This is a genomic window from Dietzia timorensis (assembly GCF_001659785.1).
Classification (GTDB): domain Bacteria; phylum Actinomycetota; class Actinomycetes; order Mycobacteriales; family Mycobacteriaceae; genus Dietzia; species Dietzia timorensis.
In genome coordinates this window covers 578,443-595,053 of the sequence record NZ_CP015961.1, presented here as the reverse complement: position 1 = coordinate 595,053, position 16,611 = coordinate 578,443, and the positions used below count along the sequence as shown (strand labels likewise).

Genomic DNA, 16,611 nt, shown 5'->3' with positions numbered 1-16,611 from the left:
GCCTGCAACAGAAATGCGACAGCGTAACGCAGGACTTCGATCTCTTGCTTTAACAGACGGTTCCGTAGATGAAACGCACACCGCTCCGCGGAGTTCTTGATGGACTCACCAAGAAGAATTTCGTCATCGATCTCGGATTGGCGAATTCTTTAAAGGAAATTCCAAATCGCGGACTTCGACATACCTCGCGACCTGCGCAAGAGCGCCAGCTTCTTCTGGGGAACGGGTCACGGGCACGACTTCATCGCTAGACTTCTGGCGGTAAGGGGAGGCATTGTCTACTTCGGTCCTGGCCCACATGAGGGACGAGCAAGGTCAGGCGTCACAACTCCGTGCGGGAGCCCCAACAGCGCACCGTACAATCTGAATTGACACCCCCACATTCCCCATCAAGACGCCTACACGGAGTTAAACTGTCGTATTGCTACAGTAGGATTCCGATCGTGACTATAGCCAGTGAAGAAGAAATCGGTTCGCACGAAACACAAGACATGTCCGAGCTCAGGGCATTGAACAGTGAGTTCAACGTCGTCAATGAACCCAAACTTGCTACATTGGTCAACTCCCTCCCAAGCGCTTCTGCACCGTTCCAGCGCTGGCTCAAGTACAGAGAAGGGTACGCTCCCGAAATCGTCGACAGAGCGATCGCCGAATCAGAAAAATCGGCCTCACTCCCGTTAGACAAGGGGACGCTTCTAGACCCGTTTTCAGGTGGAGGAACTTCCCTTGTTGTTGCCCGACGTCATGGGCTTGATTCCCTGGGGTATGAAGTCAATCCAGTTATCGCTCAACTGAGTCGGGCGAAGACTCATAATTACTCATCCACCGACTTTCTTGTAGTCGACCAAGCTATCGCAGATATTCGCCAGCTTACCGACCAGTCACCGCAAGCGAAGACACCAGAACTCAAAATCTTGCAAAAAGTATTTCGTCCCGACGTTCTGGCGATCCTCTTATCAATGCGATACGTGATCGACGGGATCGAAAACTACCGCGCGCGAGACTTACTGAAAGTTGCCTGGGTTTCGATACTTGAAGGAGTCTCCAACACCTTTAAAGAGGGCAATGGTATTAAGTATCGTAATAGAAAGCGAACAAAAAACGGCTACGTGCAAGTTCCCTGGGAACAAGTCCCGGGCTACCTCTTGCCTGCGCGGGAGACGTGCATCGATCGTTTCATCAACCAAATCGACATGATGATCAACGACGTGCAGTCGTTCCCCGCAAACGGTATTGAGCCTGCTATTAGAGAGCGATCTTCCGTGGCCTCCCTTTCGGAGATCGAGTCGAATTCAATCGATGTAAGTGTCTTTTCCCCGCCGTACTGCAACAACTTCAATTACTTCAAAGCGTTCAAGATTGAATTATGGATGGGCGGATATGTCGAAAACTATTCGCACTTAAAGCAGTTGACTGATACAGCGCTTAGATCACACGTCGAACTGGACCTTTCAGAATTAAACGACCAACAAGAAGAAACCTTACCGACTGAACTACTTTCAATTGTTTCAACGCTGCGATCGCGCAAGTTGTGGAGCAGGAAACTCCCCGATAGCGTCCTTGCATATTTCTTCGACATGCACAGAATTATCAATGAAGTAAACCGCGTCCTCAAACCGGGAGCACTCGCACACATCGTAGTTGGCAATTCCGCCTATGCTGGTTTGATAGTGCCTACGGATCTCTTTATTGCCAGCATGGCAAGAGAGCTGGGTATGACCGTGGAGAGAATCGAAGTAGCGCGGGCATTGACCACGAGCCCACAGCAAAGAAGGCTTATCCCCAGAGAGAATCAGAAACTACTTCGAGAGTCAGTCCTTGTCTTGAGGAGCAGCTGAATGACACAAGACCCTACGAACGCCAACGACGTTGTGCAAGCAGAAGACGGCACAACCGATTCAAATCCGACTGATAATACCTATTATTGGTATCAATCCCGAGATCATAGCTTCACTCCGAGTGGCGTTCAACTCTTTCAAATTGCTTGCAAGTACGACGGAGTGGAACTGTCGACTGCAAAGAGTCAGATCGACCGAGACTACAATCTACTCACAGGCGCAACGTCGCAAAACCGGCACGGTGGAAAGTTCGCCACTGCGGTCCTCGCATATAAAGAAGTTGGGTGGATCGACACTTCTTCCGGAACGGTTCGGATCACGGACGCAGGTAAACAAGCAGAGGTTCTACTCTCAAAAGTTCCGGACTTCCTACGTGTGGTGCCATACTTCCTGGTCGACTTGCTGGCCGATTACCAAATTAATCACCCAGGCTACCCCAAAGTAAAGAACCAAGCACTGGCTGAAGCCAGAGGGAAATCCGACATATTCCCATATTGGACAATCTGGAAGATAATGCATGATTGCGACTGGCGAATAACCACCGAGGAATTGCAACGATTCGTTTTCAAGCTAAAGACAGCCGATCAGATTCCGAACACTGTAATACAGATCAAACGGTTCCGAGAAGACTCACATCTTTCCACTGCAGAATTAGACGCAAAATACCCGACACCTTTGACTTCGACTGCAGCTAAGGAGCCCAAGTATTGGATGGGCAAAGCTGGTGCCGCGATTGGAGATCAGCCCTCACTTCTAAGCAAGCCATCCTATAATGAATGGGAAGTCTCAGAAGCTTTCCGTCCATTCATAAGTCACGTTGTTTCAACGACTCCAAATTTTATTGACTACGTTGATGAGCACTCTTGGGCCCTGAAACACGGAGAGGCACGACGCCTGCTACCGGACTCAAACGAGGAGCCGTATCCGAGCAATGAACTAGACGAGACTTCGACTAATACGGTGCAGGAAGTGCTCGAATTGATTTACGACGGCGTCCGCTCGATCCTCCTAAGTGGCCCACCTGGCACAGGGAAATCGTTCATCGCACGTCGCGCGGTCGCGGAACTATCAGAATCATTCAACGTGAAATCATTGAAAGTGCAATTCCATCCTTCTTTCGGATATGAGGATTTCGTTGAGGGATACGTACCCACAATGACTGAAGACTCTCACGTCCCCACTTTTGAGCTTCAACCCAAAATTCTTAAGCACGCTGTCCGCATGTGCGCAGAAGCAGATTACGTCGTCATATTGATCGACGAATTATCCCGGGGGGACGTAGGTCGAATTTTTGGCGAGGCAATAACGTACCTGGAGGAAGATTACAGAGGCGAGGAATTCACTCTGGCGTCCGGAAACTCACTGACCGTTCCTCACAATTTGATTATTTTGGCAACACTGAATCCATTTGACCGTTCAGTCGTATCTCTTGATGTTGCGCTTATCCGAAGATTTTTCACAATTCCAGTGAGGCCGAACGGAGAGGCGCTTCAGAATTTCTTAGTACGTGGCGGATTGAGCAACCACGTTCAAAACAGCATCAGATCATTTTTCGAGCGCGCCCAAGAGATCCTCCCGGAAGGCGGTCTTGGCCATGCTCATTTTAAGGGTGCAGACTCCCGTGAATCTTTGAGAAGGATCTGGGATTACCGGCTTGAACCAATAATCTCGCGGCAACTGGCCCACAAGAAGGCCGACACCGATGAACTGCGCGCATTATTCGATCAAGCGCTAATACAGTCCGAGACCACAAATTGAGGTGGCTCGATACAGAGGAGCGAGGCGGTAGCCCCCTTGTAGTCAGCGATAAGAATGACGTAGATGCGCTTTTAAACATCGACCATAGAATCATTGATAGGAACCTGATCAAGAGAGAGGTTCACAAATCCGGCCTCTTAATTCGAGGACAGAATCATATCGGAATGATCCCAGTTTCACACGATCTTGGAATTAGGGTACGACCGAAAGTTCCGGTTTCACAAATCGTTCAGATGCTTTCACTCATCTCTCACGATATTGTGGAGTTACCATTTGGCCTGGCGGAGATTACCGCGTCAGAAGACGACTATGACCTCTTAAAGGCGATACGACGCTCATTTTGCGATCAACTTCCGACGCTCATCCAAAAAGGGCCGATTCGGCGATACAGGCGGAACCGATCGATTGGTCCGGGCGCTCGAGGGAGGATTGACGTGTCCGGCACAATAAATCGCGCTTGGGCCAGAGGCCGATACGACCATCTATCAACAGAGTTCTACGAGTTCGACTATTCCAACTTTCTCAATCAAGCAATGAAATTTGCAATCGGTTACCTCATCGACACGATGGAGGAATCGAACAACAGCATTCAACAACAAATGAATATTCTTGTCGAGTCTCGAACGATTTTAGAATCCGTTTCCGAGGCTCCTCCGTATCTATTTCTTTCTCCGCTTCGCGACCACTTATCAACAGACGTTTCAGAAGAACCATATCTTTCCTTTCGCCCATTGTTGAACCTAGCCCTTCTCATCGCATCCGGTGAAACTCCCGACGTTGCCGGCGAGGCTGAGGGCATCCAATTTAGCCTGCCGCCTCTCGTGCTGGATATGGAGAAGACGTTTGAGCAATTTTGCATCGCAATTTTTAACAAGTCTTTAAACGGAGAAAGTTTCGAGCTTCTAGACACTAGCGGCGTGTCAAACACTCCATTACTTCATCCACCGGTCGAATCCAATCACTTCTGGACGCCCGTTAGGGCGACCGAAAGTGCGCACCCAGATTTCGTTATTCAGCAACGCGATTCAAGTTGGCTCATAGGCGAAGTAAAATACTCATTGTCCCCAAGCTCTAGTCATATTCATCAAGTGTGTGCTCACGCCGATGCATTTAGCTGTAATACGGTCTTGTTAATCTACCCCAGCAAAACTACGCTCAAGAGCCCCCGGCTGGAAATGCTTGGATTCCTTGCGGAGAAACGTGTGTTCCGGCTATGGATTTCTATAGATTTTACGAGCTTAGATAAGCTGATTGAATCGATAAATATGACTGCTCTCGCCCTGCTAAACAGTGAAGATTATTCGAACAAGAAGGGAGTGGCGAACGCGAGTCAAATTTAGTTCTACGTTCGCGTTTTCTAAAATATCCTACTCCATTCATGTTAGTGGTTTACGAAATACAGCGACATCTTCAAATTGATTTAGCAAAACTACCCGTTCCGATTCGTTGGCCTTCTTTACGGCCATCCTTTGCCAGTGTGATGTCCTTGGAATGACTTCGCCGTCACCATGAATTTTACAAAGCACCGCTGCTATATGCTGATGGAGCCCAAATCCAATTGCTTGACAGTGCGCGACTGTATCTCCGTACAAGTTTGTTAAGTTTCCGGTTTTTCGGTCTCGTTGCTCTTTCGTAGCTACCGCCAAATACCCCCCTGGCTTCAGGGCGTCATACGCTTTACCGTATATGTGATCCATTGAGCGCCAGTATTGGTCCCCATTTTGATGCCCTATGTTCTCTCCATTTGACGAATACCCAAAAGACCGCGTGCCTGCGCCAGCGTATTCACTTTCCGGTTTCCAATTTTTGAATCGACTCAACATCGCAGGTGTAGCCTTGCCCGAGTCGATCTTTCGTTTTATTCGCGCGATCTCGTCGCCTTGATTGTGTATAGCATCGTGATACGGCGGAGAAAAGCAGATTAGATCGACCGTCTCGGCTGAGAACCCTTCCCGAGCATCGCGATTGTAGACATTCCACGACCCTTCAGCGCCTTGCGATTCTGCCAACCGAAGGCTTTCTTCTTGAAGCTTGGCGTATTGTGTCTCCACTTCGATGCCCACGTAGTTTCGATTTTGCCAAATAGCCTCTACTCCCGAAGTCCCGATGCCACTCATCGGATCGAGCACGAGTTCACCCTCCTTGGTGTATGTCCGTATGAGGCGCGCAGCTAGCTCGGGAAGCATCTTGGCTGGGTGGGAGAAGGATTCGCGGACGTACCGTTCCTTGCGTTGGGTAGGGCTTACTTTCTGACCGACAAGCCAGACATCGACGGCATTAGATATATCGAACGGCTCTTCTAACATGTAAGGTCTCCTTTTGTGACAGCTCCATTGGTTCCTACTTCACGTTGTGGCAGGTGGAGCCCAATTTTTATGTATGGCAACTTCAGGCCTTCCATTGAGTGGCGATCGAAAATCGCCGACACTAACAATCGAACCCCGGAGTGAGCCGAACATCATACCTTGGACTTGACGTTATTTGCCGATGCCGTCGCTTCTACGTGATCTTTCGATGCTCAAGGCAGTTGGCTTAGTCTGTTCGAACAACTCCACGTAGGCATTCGCGAGACCTTCAGAAAGTTGCTCGGCTAGCTCCCTTGATTCCCGCTCCTTTTCCAGAAGCTCTTCCAACTCTTTCACTCGGGCTCGATCTTGTCCGCATCCGCGGCGGTCGACGCATCTGTCCCATGTATCAAGTAGGTCTCGATGTCGGTATAGAGTTGCTCTCGAAATATTGGCTTGGGTAGCCAAATCCGTCTTCGTCGGCTTCTTGTCTGTTTTCTCGCTGGGTGCTGCTAGGAGCTCGACCATTGCCCGCAAGATTTTCTCTTCTGATCGCTTCGACTCAGGCATTCTCACTCCTCCACGAAGTCCGATATGACCTTTTCAACCTGCTGTAGCCTCCGTTCGAGCATTTTCTTCCTTACAGAACTCACTCGACTAACTTCGAGCAAGGTTTTGAGTTGAGATCTTTCCGCCTTCCAGATTGGAAGTTGCTCGATAGTGATTACTGAATTTCGGCAATTAACTGCATCGCAAGAGGCGAAGTGCGGGCGTTCTGAGTGCTCTCCGCGCTTATGGCAGAGGGCTGTTGAGGGGTCGTATAGGCAAGCGTTGGTCGCACCCATGAAGAGTTCCCCCTCTTCAGTTTTCAACAGAGCTTGCACTTCCCTGCTTGTAAGTGTCTCAGCGGAAAGCCCTAAGGCCTCAGCAGCCTCCTGAATCCGATTTGCCCCTCCTCCACTAATTCGAATCTTCTTGCGGTCATTGCTGGCAAGGGCATTCGAGACAGCGTGAATTGCCGTCTGTCTTTGTTCCCCGCGTAACAAAGCTTCCCAATTCCTGTCGGGAGCCATGTATGACGCTGTGACGGACGAACGCGTAGCCGCAATGGAGTGTTTGAGTTGTCGACTAAGCGAAAGCTCGTCAGCACCTAGTTCTCGAAGAATCGTCGCGCCAGTCCTTCGCAAGGACCTTGGTCCGACCCCCGCTTCCGATGGGATCGGCGACAGCCCCTTTGAGCTACCGCACCTGTTCACTATGGAGATGAAGCGGTCTATTTCGCGTCCTGCCGTAATTCCTCGGTTGGCGAACTCCTTTCTCTCGGCCTTGTGCGACCCCTTTGGCCCCTTCTCGATGTCAGTCTTAACCACCGCGCCTACTAGATACTCTTCATCCATACTCAACGACTCGAGAACTTCAAACGCCTGCACAACCTCGTCTGTTACCCACCAAAATCCCGGAGTTGGAACGGTCCGTCCTTTATAGAAGACGGAACGAACTGCTCGTTGTCCGAAATAGTCGATAATCGAATTCCGCCTGATCGCCTGGATCTCAGAATCTCGCATTAGAGTCATTCCACAGACAAAAATAAAACAAGCGGCGCGCAGCGCAAGGAGCTCATTACGTGCTTCAAAATCTGACAATTCAGTTGCCCATGCAGAAAGCTCACCCGAAGAACTCTCTACCTGCACGAATCCGGGACACTTTCGCTTCCTACTAAGTTGACCCTTATCGGCCACGTAAACTCGGCCTTTTCTAGCAAAGTCAACTATTAATTGACGGCGGAATTGAGCGTTCTCCGAATCTTGGGAAAGGAGTCCATTCTGACAATTAGCGTTATACACCTCACGCTCCATCATTGCCCAATTAATATCCGACGACGTAATACTGTCGAGATCCGAAACGCGATGTTTCAATGCCACACGCGAGTCTTCAAGACTTAGCCAGTCCCGAACCATCTTATTAGTCTCTTCTCCGGACTTCTTCGCGGAATCCAACTCCGGAGCACCCAATACTTTGTTCCACTCAGCACATAAGTTCTCGAACTCGGTTTTCGTCATTACCTCAAGTTGCAGAGCGCCAGAAGAAACTCTTGACCTGATAAGGTCCCGACGATCAACGTTCCTCCAAGCAAAATGGTGCGTGGAAGCTCCGCATGTCACTAGAATCGAGAGCCGCACCCAGGCCGGCTGAATCTCGCCGCTATCGATACGAGCAGGTATGGGGCCCTGATAAGAATCGAGAAACCGTCGGAATACCTCCTCGCGCAATTGACGCGGAGTCTTGTGAGACGAGCGGTCTACGGCTTCCCGGCAATCATGCGACGTCCGCAGGCTGATGATGTCCGCACTAAATACGGAGATGTACTTCCAGGCTGCGGCCATTAGTGGCATCCATACAGCAGGCTCAATCACTTTCATTGATTTCGCCTCGGCTCGTTGTGCAATTTTCGCTGTCGGCGCGCCGTCCCAGGGGTCTAGCTTCGGGATAAGGGTTGGGTTGATACCGCGGCACGAAATTAGATCGCGTACGGCAGAGACTAGGTTTTTTATTGTGCCCTTCGCACGTCCAGATTCCACCAGGTCCATGACCAAGTTTTCCCAGTCCCAGGCCGTCCAATCACACATACTTGTTGGCAAGCCACAATCGCGCTGCCACGAAGCTAGAAGCTGAAGTGACGCATTTTTCGAGATAACAGTTGAGAAGTTCACGGGATGCAACCCAATATAAATCTCGCGAGAAAGAACGCGGCGGTCGCTTGGGTTCAGTTGAACCATTGCGAACTCACGCATCAGAGTCAGCCACGGTTCATGCGCTCGAAACTTGAGCGTGGCCGAGCCGAAATGCGAGTTCCGACGTAAATCAGCTACCCCTTCTAGTGACCAAGAGATGTCCGAATATCGAACGACGGATGCATCTTCGACCTTGCCGGGGTATTGGGCAAACACTTCATCATCAGGGTCGAATATCCGACCATCGGACTTACCGTGCTCAAGCGAATCGAAAATTCCTGGAAGATTATTCATCGTTACCCACACGAATCCAGGCTGGAAGTTCGTCGGTCAACTCGAGAGGGCACTCCTCAATGTCTGATTCCGTCCAGCCGAGTTCGGATAAAACTCGCTCCGCAGCCGCGATCTGAGGACCCCACGTCCTAACCCAGTCATCCGTATCTTCAGGGTACTTTGCAGATCGAATCGATTTTAGAAATGAAGCTATTCGAGGAGCATGTATTGGAAACACCAGACCGTTCTTGCAGCCTAGGCAGAACAACGGCGCCGCATGACAGAGAACTCCGTAGGCATCGAAAGGCGAATCGAAAGGATCCCTGCAATCCGCCACGCCGACGTCGTGATGCCCTTCTTTTATCGCCTGAGCGGCATCTGGTGTGACGTCGGCGAACTCTGATAACGCCTGCGTAGAAACGTCTTCACGATTCTCAGCTAGCCCCGCGAAGCCGACCCTAACCCCTTGAGACATCTTGGCCTGCACTTCTACTACACGGGTAGCTGAAAACACCTGTATTGAACTAGCGGAAGCGTAGTAGCTGTCAAAAACGGCAATCGAATGCTGATCAGCCGCTATGTCAGACGCGCGTGCTCCCAACGAGATGGCCCGATCAGAAACTTTAGCTTTGCGAATCCGACGCACATCAATTGGTTCAGAAAGATCCAAAGCGAAACCCGCCCCAATCATCGAGGCAACCCAGGAGCGGGTGGAGAGTGCACCAAATGAAAAATTGACAGAGGTAACGGCAGGTACTTCTTTATCGCTCGGAAAGGCAAGTCGAAGCCACACCTCATCGTTTAACAGAGGTGCAGCATTCGCCCTAAGCGAATCCACGTTCAACAGAAGCTCCTTCAGAACGCCTGTTAATCCCCATCGACCGTTCGGGCTTCTGTCTTTATAGAATACCGTTCGATTTCGAACCGCTCTCGACTTCTCGACGTTTAATGACACTCCGCCGTCAGCGAAGGCACACCCACTAACTTTCAAACCGCTAATCTCATCAGAAGACAATCCGGTTAACTCCATCAAAAGAATACGAAAAGGAACTAACCCTGAAACAGAAGAATGTACAGTTTGATAACAGAGACCTAACAGCGATTTCGCGGAAAGTAGCTTTCGCCAATCTTCCGGAAACAAGCTTGCGATCTCTTTAACGTCCACACACTGAGTATCCAAAGCACTTAGCTCAAAGCGATAAGCGAGGGAGAGCAGACGCCGAAGTTCGTTTTCATTTGAGTGAGGCTCACATGTAGCGTTACCCTCAATCACGTTTCGTGCCCACATTGATGCGGCCTTCGCCATTCGTATATGCGCTCGAGCCGCCATTACGAGTTGATCAAGTTCCGATTTGCTGAATTCGTCTACTTCCCTGTTAGCGGGCTTGACTATCAAACTCGGACCTTTGGCGATTCGCCACAACATTCCATCATCGGCTCTGGCCAGACTCAGAAAAGTGTATATAAGCTGCTGAATTGTACTGCTCATCCTGTATGGCATAAAGGAATCTACAGGGTATTCACGTTCGAGCTTTAAACTCCAATCAATCAATGAATCGCACACTAAATCTGGTGTCGATGAGAATGATAAGTTTCTATATCCTTTTAGATCCAGATCTTCGAGAAACAAAGTAATGGCCTGCTTCTTGACCGCTGCGGCGCTATATGACTGACTTTGACTGACCGAAACCCATGCATCCGCCAGAGCATTTGCGATTTGCGGGTTTCCGTACGTCGAAGGGTCAAAAGAAATATCCCGTGTAGTGACTCCTTGGTCGATAGTAATTTTTCGGACGCCAAGGTAGGAAACACCGAATTGTTCGTGCGCCGAATGAACCGCGCTATTCACAATTGTCTGACGCTCATTTTTCTTCGCCATACAGTTCCCCTACGTATGATTTAAGTGACGCCGCGACTCCCTCGTCTAGCTTGTTCAAGAGGCGAAGATATCGCATGGTTTGCGCCATGCTTGAATGTCCGAGTATCTCCTGGAGATCAACAAGTGGATCCAACAACGGATGAGCGAGGTCTTCTTGTTCCTGTGTGACCATTTGCGCGTATCTATATCTCAGATAGTTGATTGCAAACGTATGTCTCAAGTCATGTGGTGAAATATGTGGCTCGCTATAATACTCTTTTCCGAAGAAAGCCTGTTCAGATATTTTTCTAAACACTTGCTCCCACCCCGACCGAGACATAGGGAGTCCCCTGGATTGACTAAGAAAGAGCGCTAGCGGTTCCACGAATCCGTGTTTGTTGATCGAAACAATCTTCCTTCGAATATCGACCGGAGTAGAACGAATTTCATACTTTAAATGGGGCCCACTCATGCCCCACGAACCGCTAACCATTCCTGACTTCGGATCGATAGATTCAACAACGAAGAGCTCGTCCAAATGATCTCTGAACCGCTCCTGATTTGACTTTACAATATGTCGTCTTTCGATCTTTCGATACTTCTCAATCGCCCTAAGTGCGTATATATCGAGATAGATTGTTCGACGTTTTCCATTCTTTGCCGCCGCTTGAATATCGAATTCCCAAACCTGGCTTCGACGAACTGCCGTATCAACCTCGCACGATAGTAACGTGCTCACTTCTTGTAGGCGCATTCCAGCAGAAACGAGTGTCTTTATTACTGCCACGTTTCTCAAATCTGCCCGTCTCAGATTATGTATCCGATTCGACCCTTCGGCTGAATCTATGAACTTTCGAAATGCCTCTTTTGATACGTACCGCACGCGATTCTGTCCAATCGCGCGCACGTGCAATAGGTCCGTTCCCGCTCTAGAAGTACGTAATATGGGAGACTTTTCGATAAGATTACTCTGCTCAAGCCACAAGAAGTAGTTCCTCAGAACAGCCGCTTCGGGCTTGAAAGATATCGGTTGTATTGGCTTTGACTGAAGGTGCAATCGAGTTCGCTTATAGAGGTCAATTTGACTTGCGGTCGCTTTTGCGGGGATCTCACAGAACGTTGCAGACATAAAATTTGCAAATCGGGCGAGCGCATTACCATATTGTTCCAACGTATTTTTCGAAAGCGATGAATACGTCAAGATAAAACCCAGGAAAGTTGTTTCTGGCCTGCCGAATTGGTCAACGATTACGGGCAGTCCGTCTACATCCCTCACCGGCATCTGGCGTATTCGAACTTGCTTTGCTGCAGCAGCAACGGCTTTTGGCTTTTTGCTTGTGTAGACGACGAAGTATTTTCTGCGATCATCCCGAGACATAACGTGAACTTACCTTAACCGGCGCCGGTGCCTCCGATCACGAGATAGCTGAGCCGAGCCGCGACGATGTCTCGCAGCAGCGCGGCCGCCTCGACATCGAGCGAGCCGGACTCCTCCAGAGCGGGGAAGCTACTCGTCGCCGGCCGGAGCACGCGCAGCGACAAGCAGGTCCCGTCGACGGCGAGCGGCGCGAGCACCGCGTGCAGTCGCCATCGGATCCCGTCGCGCGCAGCGAAAACCCCGTCGACGAAGGGGCTCGCATCATCCAGACGGCGGCCGGCCCGTGCAGCGAGCCGCTGCGCCAGGAGGCGGGTCTGGTCGACGTCGGCGATGACCACGCCCGCGGGGACGAGGCCGGCGCCGGTATCGGCGAGCACCTCCCCCGGCCCGTTGACGACGATGTCGGTGACGTTCGGCCGCATGAGCAGCGGTTCGAGCGGGCCCGCGCCGGCGAGCTGGCGGTGCACCGCGCGGGCTGTGTCGATGAGATCGGCCGCGCCTCGCATCGTCGACTCGGACGCGCGCAGCGCCTCGACGATCGTGGACATCGTCGTCGCCTCGCCCGAGGCGACGAGGTAGTCCCGCACCGCCGAGACGATGTCCGGGTCAGTCGTCACGCTCACGCTGCGCCCCCGCGGTCCAGGGCGCCGGAAAGTACCTGGTCTGCAGCTGCGGCGAGCCCCCGGGACGGCCGCAGTGTGCCGCCGCCGTCGAGAGTCCGCGCGATCGCCGAGTTCGAGGAGAAGGTGCAGATCGGCACCGCGGCTCCGGAGAAGCCGGACCGCCTGCCGGCCGCGTCGAGCTGCGGGCGCAGATCGCCGGCGCCGAGGGAGTCGGTGCGGGCACCGCGCAGAACGACGACCAAGGCGGCCGCATGCGCCGCGAGTCGCGGCGCCTCCCGCAACGTCTGCAACATTCCGGCGAGCGTCGACCGCGACACGAGCGCGACGACGTCTGCGGCGCGGAGGAACGCCTCGGGCACCGCGCTCGCCGGTCCGGCGTCGGTGACGACGAGCCGGCCTCCGGCAACCCCTGCATGCGCGACTGCGAGCGGCGTCGACCAGTCCGGCCCCTCCCCCGTGCCCGCCATGCCGTCCACCGATGCCTCGGCCGCCGCGACCGCGAGGCCGCCGTGCCGCGGGAGCGCGGTCCACAGCTGATCCGGATCCAGGGTCCCCGCGCCGGCGTGCACCCCGCCGAGCCGCAGGCCGGGCTCCGACTCCATCCCGAGCAGCAGGTCAAGCCCCGGCCCTCGGGCGTCGGCCTCGACGAGCACGACCCCGGGCTCGGACCTTCGGGCCGCCCGCAGCGCTGCGACGCACGCGAACGTCGAGGCCCCGGCACCGCCGTGGGCGCCGGCGACGAGGACGTGGCGGCCGCCCGAATCGGCCCCGGCGGCGCCGTCGAGCAACCGCAGCAGCGTGGAGGTCTCGCTCGGCAGGGCCAGCGCGCGGCGGCCTCCGGGGCGCCGCGGCGTGAGGTCCGAGCACACCGGGACCGCCCTGTCGACGATGCGGCACGCAGGTTCGGCGGCCTCGCCTGCGCGCTCGTACGCTCCGGCGTCATAGAACATGAGCGGCGTCCCCGGGGAGAGCCCGGCCAGCTCGGCGGTGGTCGCGGCGAGGCCGCAGGCGCGCACGGCGGCGAGGCAGTCCTCGGCGAGGTCCGGGTCGTCGACGCAGACCGCGACCGAGGCGCGCGCGGGAGTCGCGGTGCGCCGCGGTACCGGCTGGGCCTGGGTGCGTGGTGTGGGCATGGCACAACCCTCGCCCATGACGTCGGACGTCCCGCCCGGACAACCTGCAACGAAATCAACCGCTGTGGATAACGAAGAGTTGTCCACAGGCCCATTTCATTGGCCGAACTCGGGTGTGTTCGGGCGTCGGATGTGCCAGAATGCCCATGTGACCACACCCCCTGGACCAGCGCGCATCCCGCACCGCATCGGCGGGGCGACGCCTGTGGGCACTGCCGGGGAGGTGGCGGCGTTCTTCGATCTGGACCACACGATCATCGCCACATCCGCCTCATTCGCGTTCAATGCCGAATTCATCCGCAACGGGATGATGAGCCGGCGCACCCTCGCGAAAACCGCGGTCGCCAAGCTCGCGGTCGAGGTCGTGCCGAGCGAGGTCGGCGACACCCAGCGCGCCATGGACCTCGCCGGTAACGCGGTGCGCGGGATGACCCGCGCGGAGGTCCAGCGGGTCGTGGACGAGACCCTCGAGGAGATCATCACCCCGAAGGTATTCACCGAGGCCAAGGAGCTCATCGCCGACCATCGGCGCGCCGGGCACTCGGTGGTCGTTCTCTCGGCCGCGGCTAGCGAGATGGTCCAGCCGATCGCCCGAATGCTCGGGGCGGACCAGTTCCGCGGCACCGAGCTCGAGGTCGGGCCCGACGGCCAGTACACGGGCGCCATCTCGTTCTATTGCTGGGCGGACGGCAAGGTCGATGCGATGCGCTCGCTCGCGGAGAAGGCGCCTGTCGATTTCTCGGCCTCCTACGCCTACTCGGACTCCGATTCGGACATCCCGATGCTTGGCCAGGTGGGCCACCCCGTCGCCGTCAACCCCAACCGGCTTTTGCGCCGCGAAGCCGTCGAGCGCGGCTGGCCGATCCTCGAATTCTCGAAGCCGACGCCGCTGTTCCCGTCCTCGATGCCGAAGACCATGCGCGGCAAGCTCAAGGACAAGCTGGATAATTCGGCGATCACAACCCGCGCGAAGGCGCGGACCGCGATGGACGCGCTCAACCAGCGGCGTCCGCAATAGCGCGGGCCTCGCGCGCGCCATCGACGATTGCCTCGCACTGGAACGCGATCCAGTCGGTGAGGCCCTCGGCCGTGCCGGTGGCGAAGCCGGCGAGCAGCGTCTCGTAGCGGTCGCGGTCGCGGTTCCACAGCACCTCGGGCACCCCGAGACCGCGCGGGTCGAGTCCCGTCGACACGCACACCAGGCGCGAGGCGGCTCGCGCGACAACCCCGTCAGCGTAGCCGAACGGCCGCAGCGAGGCGAGCTCGCCGTGGACGACGGCCGACAGCACCGGCGCGGCCACGTTCGTTCCGCCGGTGACCAGCGCCGCCAGACCCTGCAGCCGCTCGGACACCCCGGCGTCGGCGCGCGGCCTGCCGAGGCGCTCGAGGTCGGCGTCCGGAACCTCGGAATCGAGCCCCGCCGCCGCGAGAGTGTGCATTCGCGCGAGCTGCTGCAGTGGCGCGCGGGTCCACACGGCGGTCGCGTGGTCGAGGCCCTCACCGTGCAGGATCCCCGCAACGCGCAGCGCCCCGGCGACGATCGGATCGTCGACGTCGCCAGTCGTGCCGAGCCGCACGGTGCCGCCGGCCAATGCCGCGGACGAGCGGGCCGCGCGCAGGCTGGCCTCGGCGGCCGACGTCGCCCAGCCGCGACGGTTGGCCTGGTGCCGGTGCACGGCCGCGATGGCTTCGCGGGCCTCCTCGAGCGCGTCGGGGATACCGGGCAATTCGGCGAGCGGGGCCAGTGGATCGGCTGGTGGAGAAGTCACGAATGCCACGGTATCGCCTGCGCCCTGGCGAAGGCGACTTCGGGCGCGCGCTCGGCTACGCCGCGGGCGGGCACGTTCCGCCGGGCAGGTTCCCCAGTTGCTCGGTGAGCGTCTGCGCGATCGCGTCGAGCTTCTTCTCCGCGGCGCCGAGATCCGGCGCGTCGGCGAGCACGGCGACGGCGACGTCACCGCTCGGGGTGGGCAGGATGCCGAACTGCCGCGCGAGGTAGCCGGCGTGCGTGTCGGCCGGCCCCCAGCCGCCCTTGAATGAGGCGCCGTCGATGCGACCGAGCCCCCAGCGCTGCTCCGGAACGATCGAACCCATCTCGCCGAGCACCGCCGAGGAGTCCGCCAGGCACGGCAGGTTCGCGGCGAACCTCGCCTGATTGGCCGCGTCCCACTGCGTCTGACCGAACACCGTAAACCCCTCGCGAAGCCGCGTCGCCGGGACGGTGGTGGTCTCGTCGCGTGCCTGGCGCAGCACGTCTGTGACGGCGGAGGCGGCGCTCTCCCCACCGCCGAGGCCCTCCCACAGCGCCTCTGCGGCCTCGTTGTCCGATTGCGTGATGGCCGCGCGGACCTGCGTCGTCGCTCCCGGGTTCGCCCGGAGAGCGGCGATAGCCAGCGGCACCTTGCTCGTCGACCAGGCGACGCCGGTCTGCAGCTCGCCGAGCACGGTGACCTCCGCGGCCCGCCCGACCGGGGCGATCGCGATGCCGGTGAGTTCTGGAAGCGCTCGGCCGATCATCTCGAGCGCCTCTCCGTTCGCGGGGCTCGGTGGCGCCGCCACCGACGGCGGGCCGGCCTCGGAAGGCTGCGCCCCGCCGGGCGACTGCGTAACCTCGGGCACCGTTTCCACGCCGGGCTGGACGCCCATCGCACCCGGGGCAGGAGCCACGACCGTGTCGGCGATGTTGCGGGCGGGCGGTTCGTGGTTCGGCATACATCCGGCCAGAGGGAGCAC

General features: G+C 55.9%; 13 protein-coding genes. 4 read left to right on the top strand and 9 right to left on the bottom strand.

The genetic code is table 11. From position 1 onward, the window contains the following. Positions 1-443 precede the first annotated feature (443 nt). The 3 genes from BJL86_RS17015 to BJL86_RS02760 are packed head-to-tail and all read left to right on the top strand — an operon-like array spanning position 444 to position 4,936. On the top strand, positions 444-1,838 hold the full coding sequence (locus BJL86_RS17015; protein ID WP_156515203.1) for a TRM11 family methyltransferase: 1,395 nt from the start codon (positions 444-446) through the stop codon (positions 1,836-1,838). Continuing rightward, the gene (locus BJL86_RS16710) at positions 1,839-3,596 is read left to right on the top strand and encodes an McrB family protein (protein ID WP_082908332.1); all 1,758 of its coding nucleotides are present in this window, start codon (positions 1,839-1,841) and stop codon (positions 3,594-3,596) included. Continuing rightward, positions 3,593-4,936 carry an McrC family protein gene (locus BJL86_RS02760; RefSeq protein WP_082908331.1) on the top strand — a complete coding sequence of 448 codons (1,344 nt, stop codon included), beginning with the start codon at positions 3,593-3,595 and terminating at the stop codon, positions 4,934-4,936. The genes BJL86_RS16710 and BJL86_RS02760 overlap by 4 nt, the downstream gene beginning before the upstream one ends. Before the next feature lie 36 nt (positions 4,937-4,972). Here BJL86_RS02760 and BJL86_RS02755 read toward each other — a convergent pair whose 3' ends face one another. The 7 genes from BJL86_RS02755 to BJL86_RS02740 all read right to left on the bottom strand — a co-directional run bounded on the left by BJL86_RS02755 (position 4,973) and on the right by BJL86_RS02740 (position 13,878). Next, entirely contained in the window at positions 4,973-5,902 is a 930-nt protein-coding gene (locus BJL86_RS02755; protein ID WP_075844799.1) for a TRM11 family SAM-dependent methyltransferase, read from the bottom strand. A 171-nt stretch (positions 5,903-6,073) separates the two neighbouring features. Then, positions 6,074-6,451, bottom strand: a complete 378-nt coding sequence (locus BJL86_RS17010) for a hypothetical protein (protein ID WP_156515202.1) — start codon at positions 6,449-6,451, stop codon at positions 6,074-6,076. Positions 6,452-6,453: 2 nt separating this feature from the next. Next, entirely contained in the window at positions 6,454-8,907 is a 2,454-nt protein-coding gene (locus tag BJL86_RS17005) for a site-specific integrase (RefSeq protein WP_156515201.1), read from the bottom strand. Then, on the bottom strand, positions 8,900-10,765 hold the full coding sequence (locus BJL86_RS17000) for a hypothetical protein (protein ID WP_156515200.1): 1,866 nt from the start codon (positions 10,763-10,765) through the stop codon (positions 8,900-8,902). Before BJL86_RS17000 ends, BJL86_RS17005 begins: the two co-directional genes overlap by 8 nt. Continuing rightward, a complete protein-coding gene (locus BJL86_RS02750; protein WP_082908330.1) occupies positions 10,749-12,122 on the bottom strand; it encodes a tyrosine-type recombinase/integrase in 1,374 nt (457 codons plus the stop codon). The genes BJL86_RS17000 and BJL86_RS02750 overlap by 17 nt, the downstream gene beginning before the upstream one ends. Positions 12,123-12,136: 14 nt before the next feature. Further along, positions 12,137-12,745, bottom strand: a complete 609-nt coding sequence (locus BJL86_RS02745; protein ID WP_156515199.1) for an ATPase, T2SS/T4P/T4SS family — start codon at positions 12,743-12,745, stop codon at positions 12,137-12,139. Continuing rightward, complete coding sequence (locus BJL86_RS02740) at positions 12,742-13,878, bottom strand: CpaE-like family protein (RefSeq protein ID WP_075844796.1); 1,137 nt, start codon at positions 13,876-13,878, stop codon at positions 12,742-12,744. The genes BJL86_RS02745 and BJL86_RS02740 overlap by 4 nt, the downstream gene beginning before the upstream one ends. Before the next feature lie 148 nt (positions 13,879-14,026). On the opposite strand from BJL86_RS02740, the gene BJL86_RS02735 reads away from it, so the two are divergent. Then, positions 14,027-14,896: an HAD family hydrolase gene (locus BJL86_RS02735; protein WP_197487674.1), complete on the top strand. Its 870-nt coding sequence runs from the start codon at positions 14,027-14,029 to the stop codon at positions 14,894-14,896. Here BJL86_RS02735 and BJL86_RS02730 read toward each other — a convergent pair. Both BJL86_RS02730 and BJL86_RS02725 read right to left on the bottom strand, forming a co-directional pair. Further along, complete coding sequence (locus tag BJL86_RS02730) at positions 14,874-15,647, bottom strand: Fic family protein (protein ID WP_075845138.1); 774 nt, start codon at positions 15,645-15,647, stop codon at positions 14,874-14,876. The genes BJL86_RS02735 and BJL86_RS02730 overlap by 23 nt on opposite strands. Before the next feature lie 55 nt (positions 15,648-15,702). Further along, positions 15,703-16,590, bottom strand: coding sequence for a hypothetical protein (locus tag BJL86_RS02725; RefSeq protein WP_083657610.1), 888 nt, complete (start codon positions 16,588-16,590; stop codon positions 15,703-15,705). Positions 16,591-16,611: the final 21 nt, after the last annotated feature.

What these genes read in the sequence shown, in the direction of transcription:
- BJL86_RS16710 (WP_082908332.1), top strand. Translation starts at nt 1,839, where the DNA reads ATGACACAAGACCCTACGAACGCCAACGACGTTGTGCAAGCAGAAGAC.
- BJL86_RS02755 (WP_075844799.1), bottom strand. Translation starts at nt 5,902, where the DNA reads ATGTTAGAAGAGCCGTTCGATATATCTAATGCCGTCGATGTCTGGCTT.
- BJL86_RS17010 (WP_156515202.1), bottom strand. Translation starts at nt 6,451, where the DNA reads ATGCCTGAGTCGAAGCGATCAGAAGAGAAAATCTTGCGGGCAATGGTC.
- BJL86_RS17005 (WP_156515201.1), bottom strand. Translation starts at nt 8,907, where the DNA reads ATGAATAATCTTCCAGGAATTTTCGATTCGCTTGAGCACGGTAAGTCC.
- BJL86_RS17000 (WP_156515200.1), bottom strand. Translation starts at nt 10,765, where the DNA reads ATGGCGAAGAAAAATGAGCGTCAGACAATTGTGAATAGCGCGGTTCAT.
- BJL86_RS02750 (WP_082908330.1), bottom strand. Translation starts at nt 12,122, where the DNA reads ATGTCTCGGGATGATCGCAGAAAATACTTCGTCGTCTACACAAGCAAA.
- BJL86_RS02740 (WP_075844796.1), bottom strand. Translation starts at nt 13,878, where the DNA reads ATGCCCACACCACGCACCCAGGCCCAGCCGGTACCGCGGCGCACCGCG.
- BJL86_RS02725 (WP_083657610.1), bottom strand. Translation starts at nt 16,590, where the DNA reads ATGCCGAACCACGAACCGCCCGCCCGCAACATCGCCGACACGGTCGTG.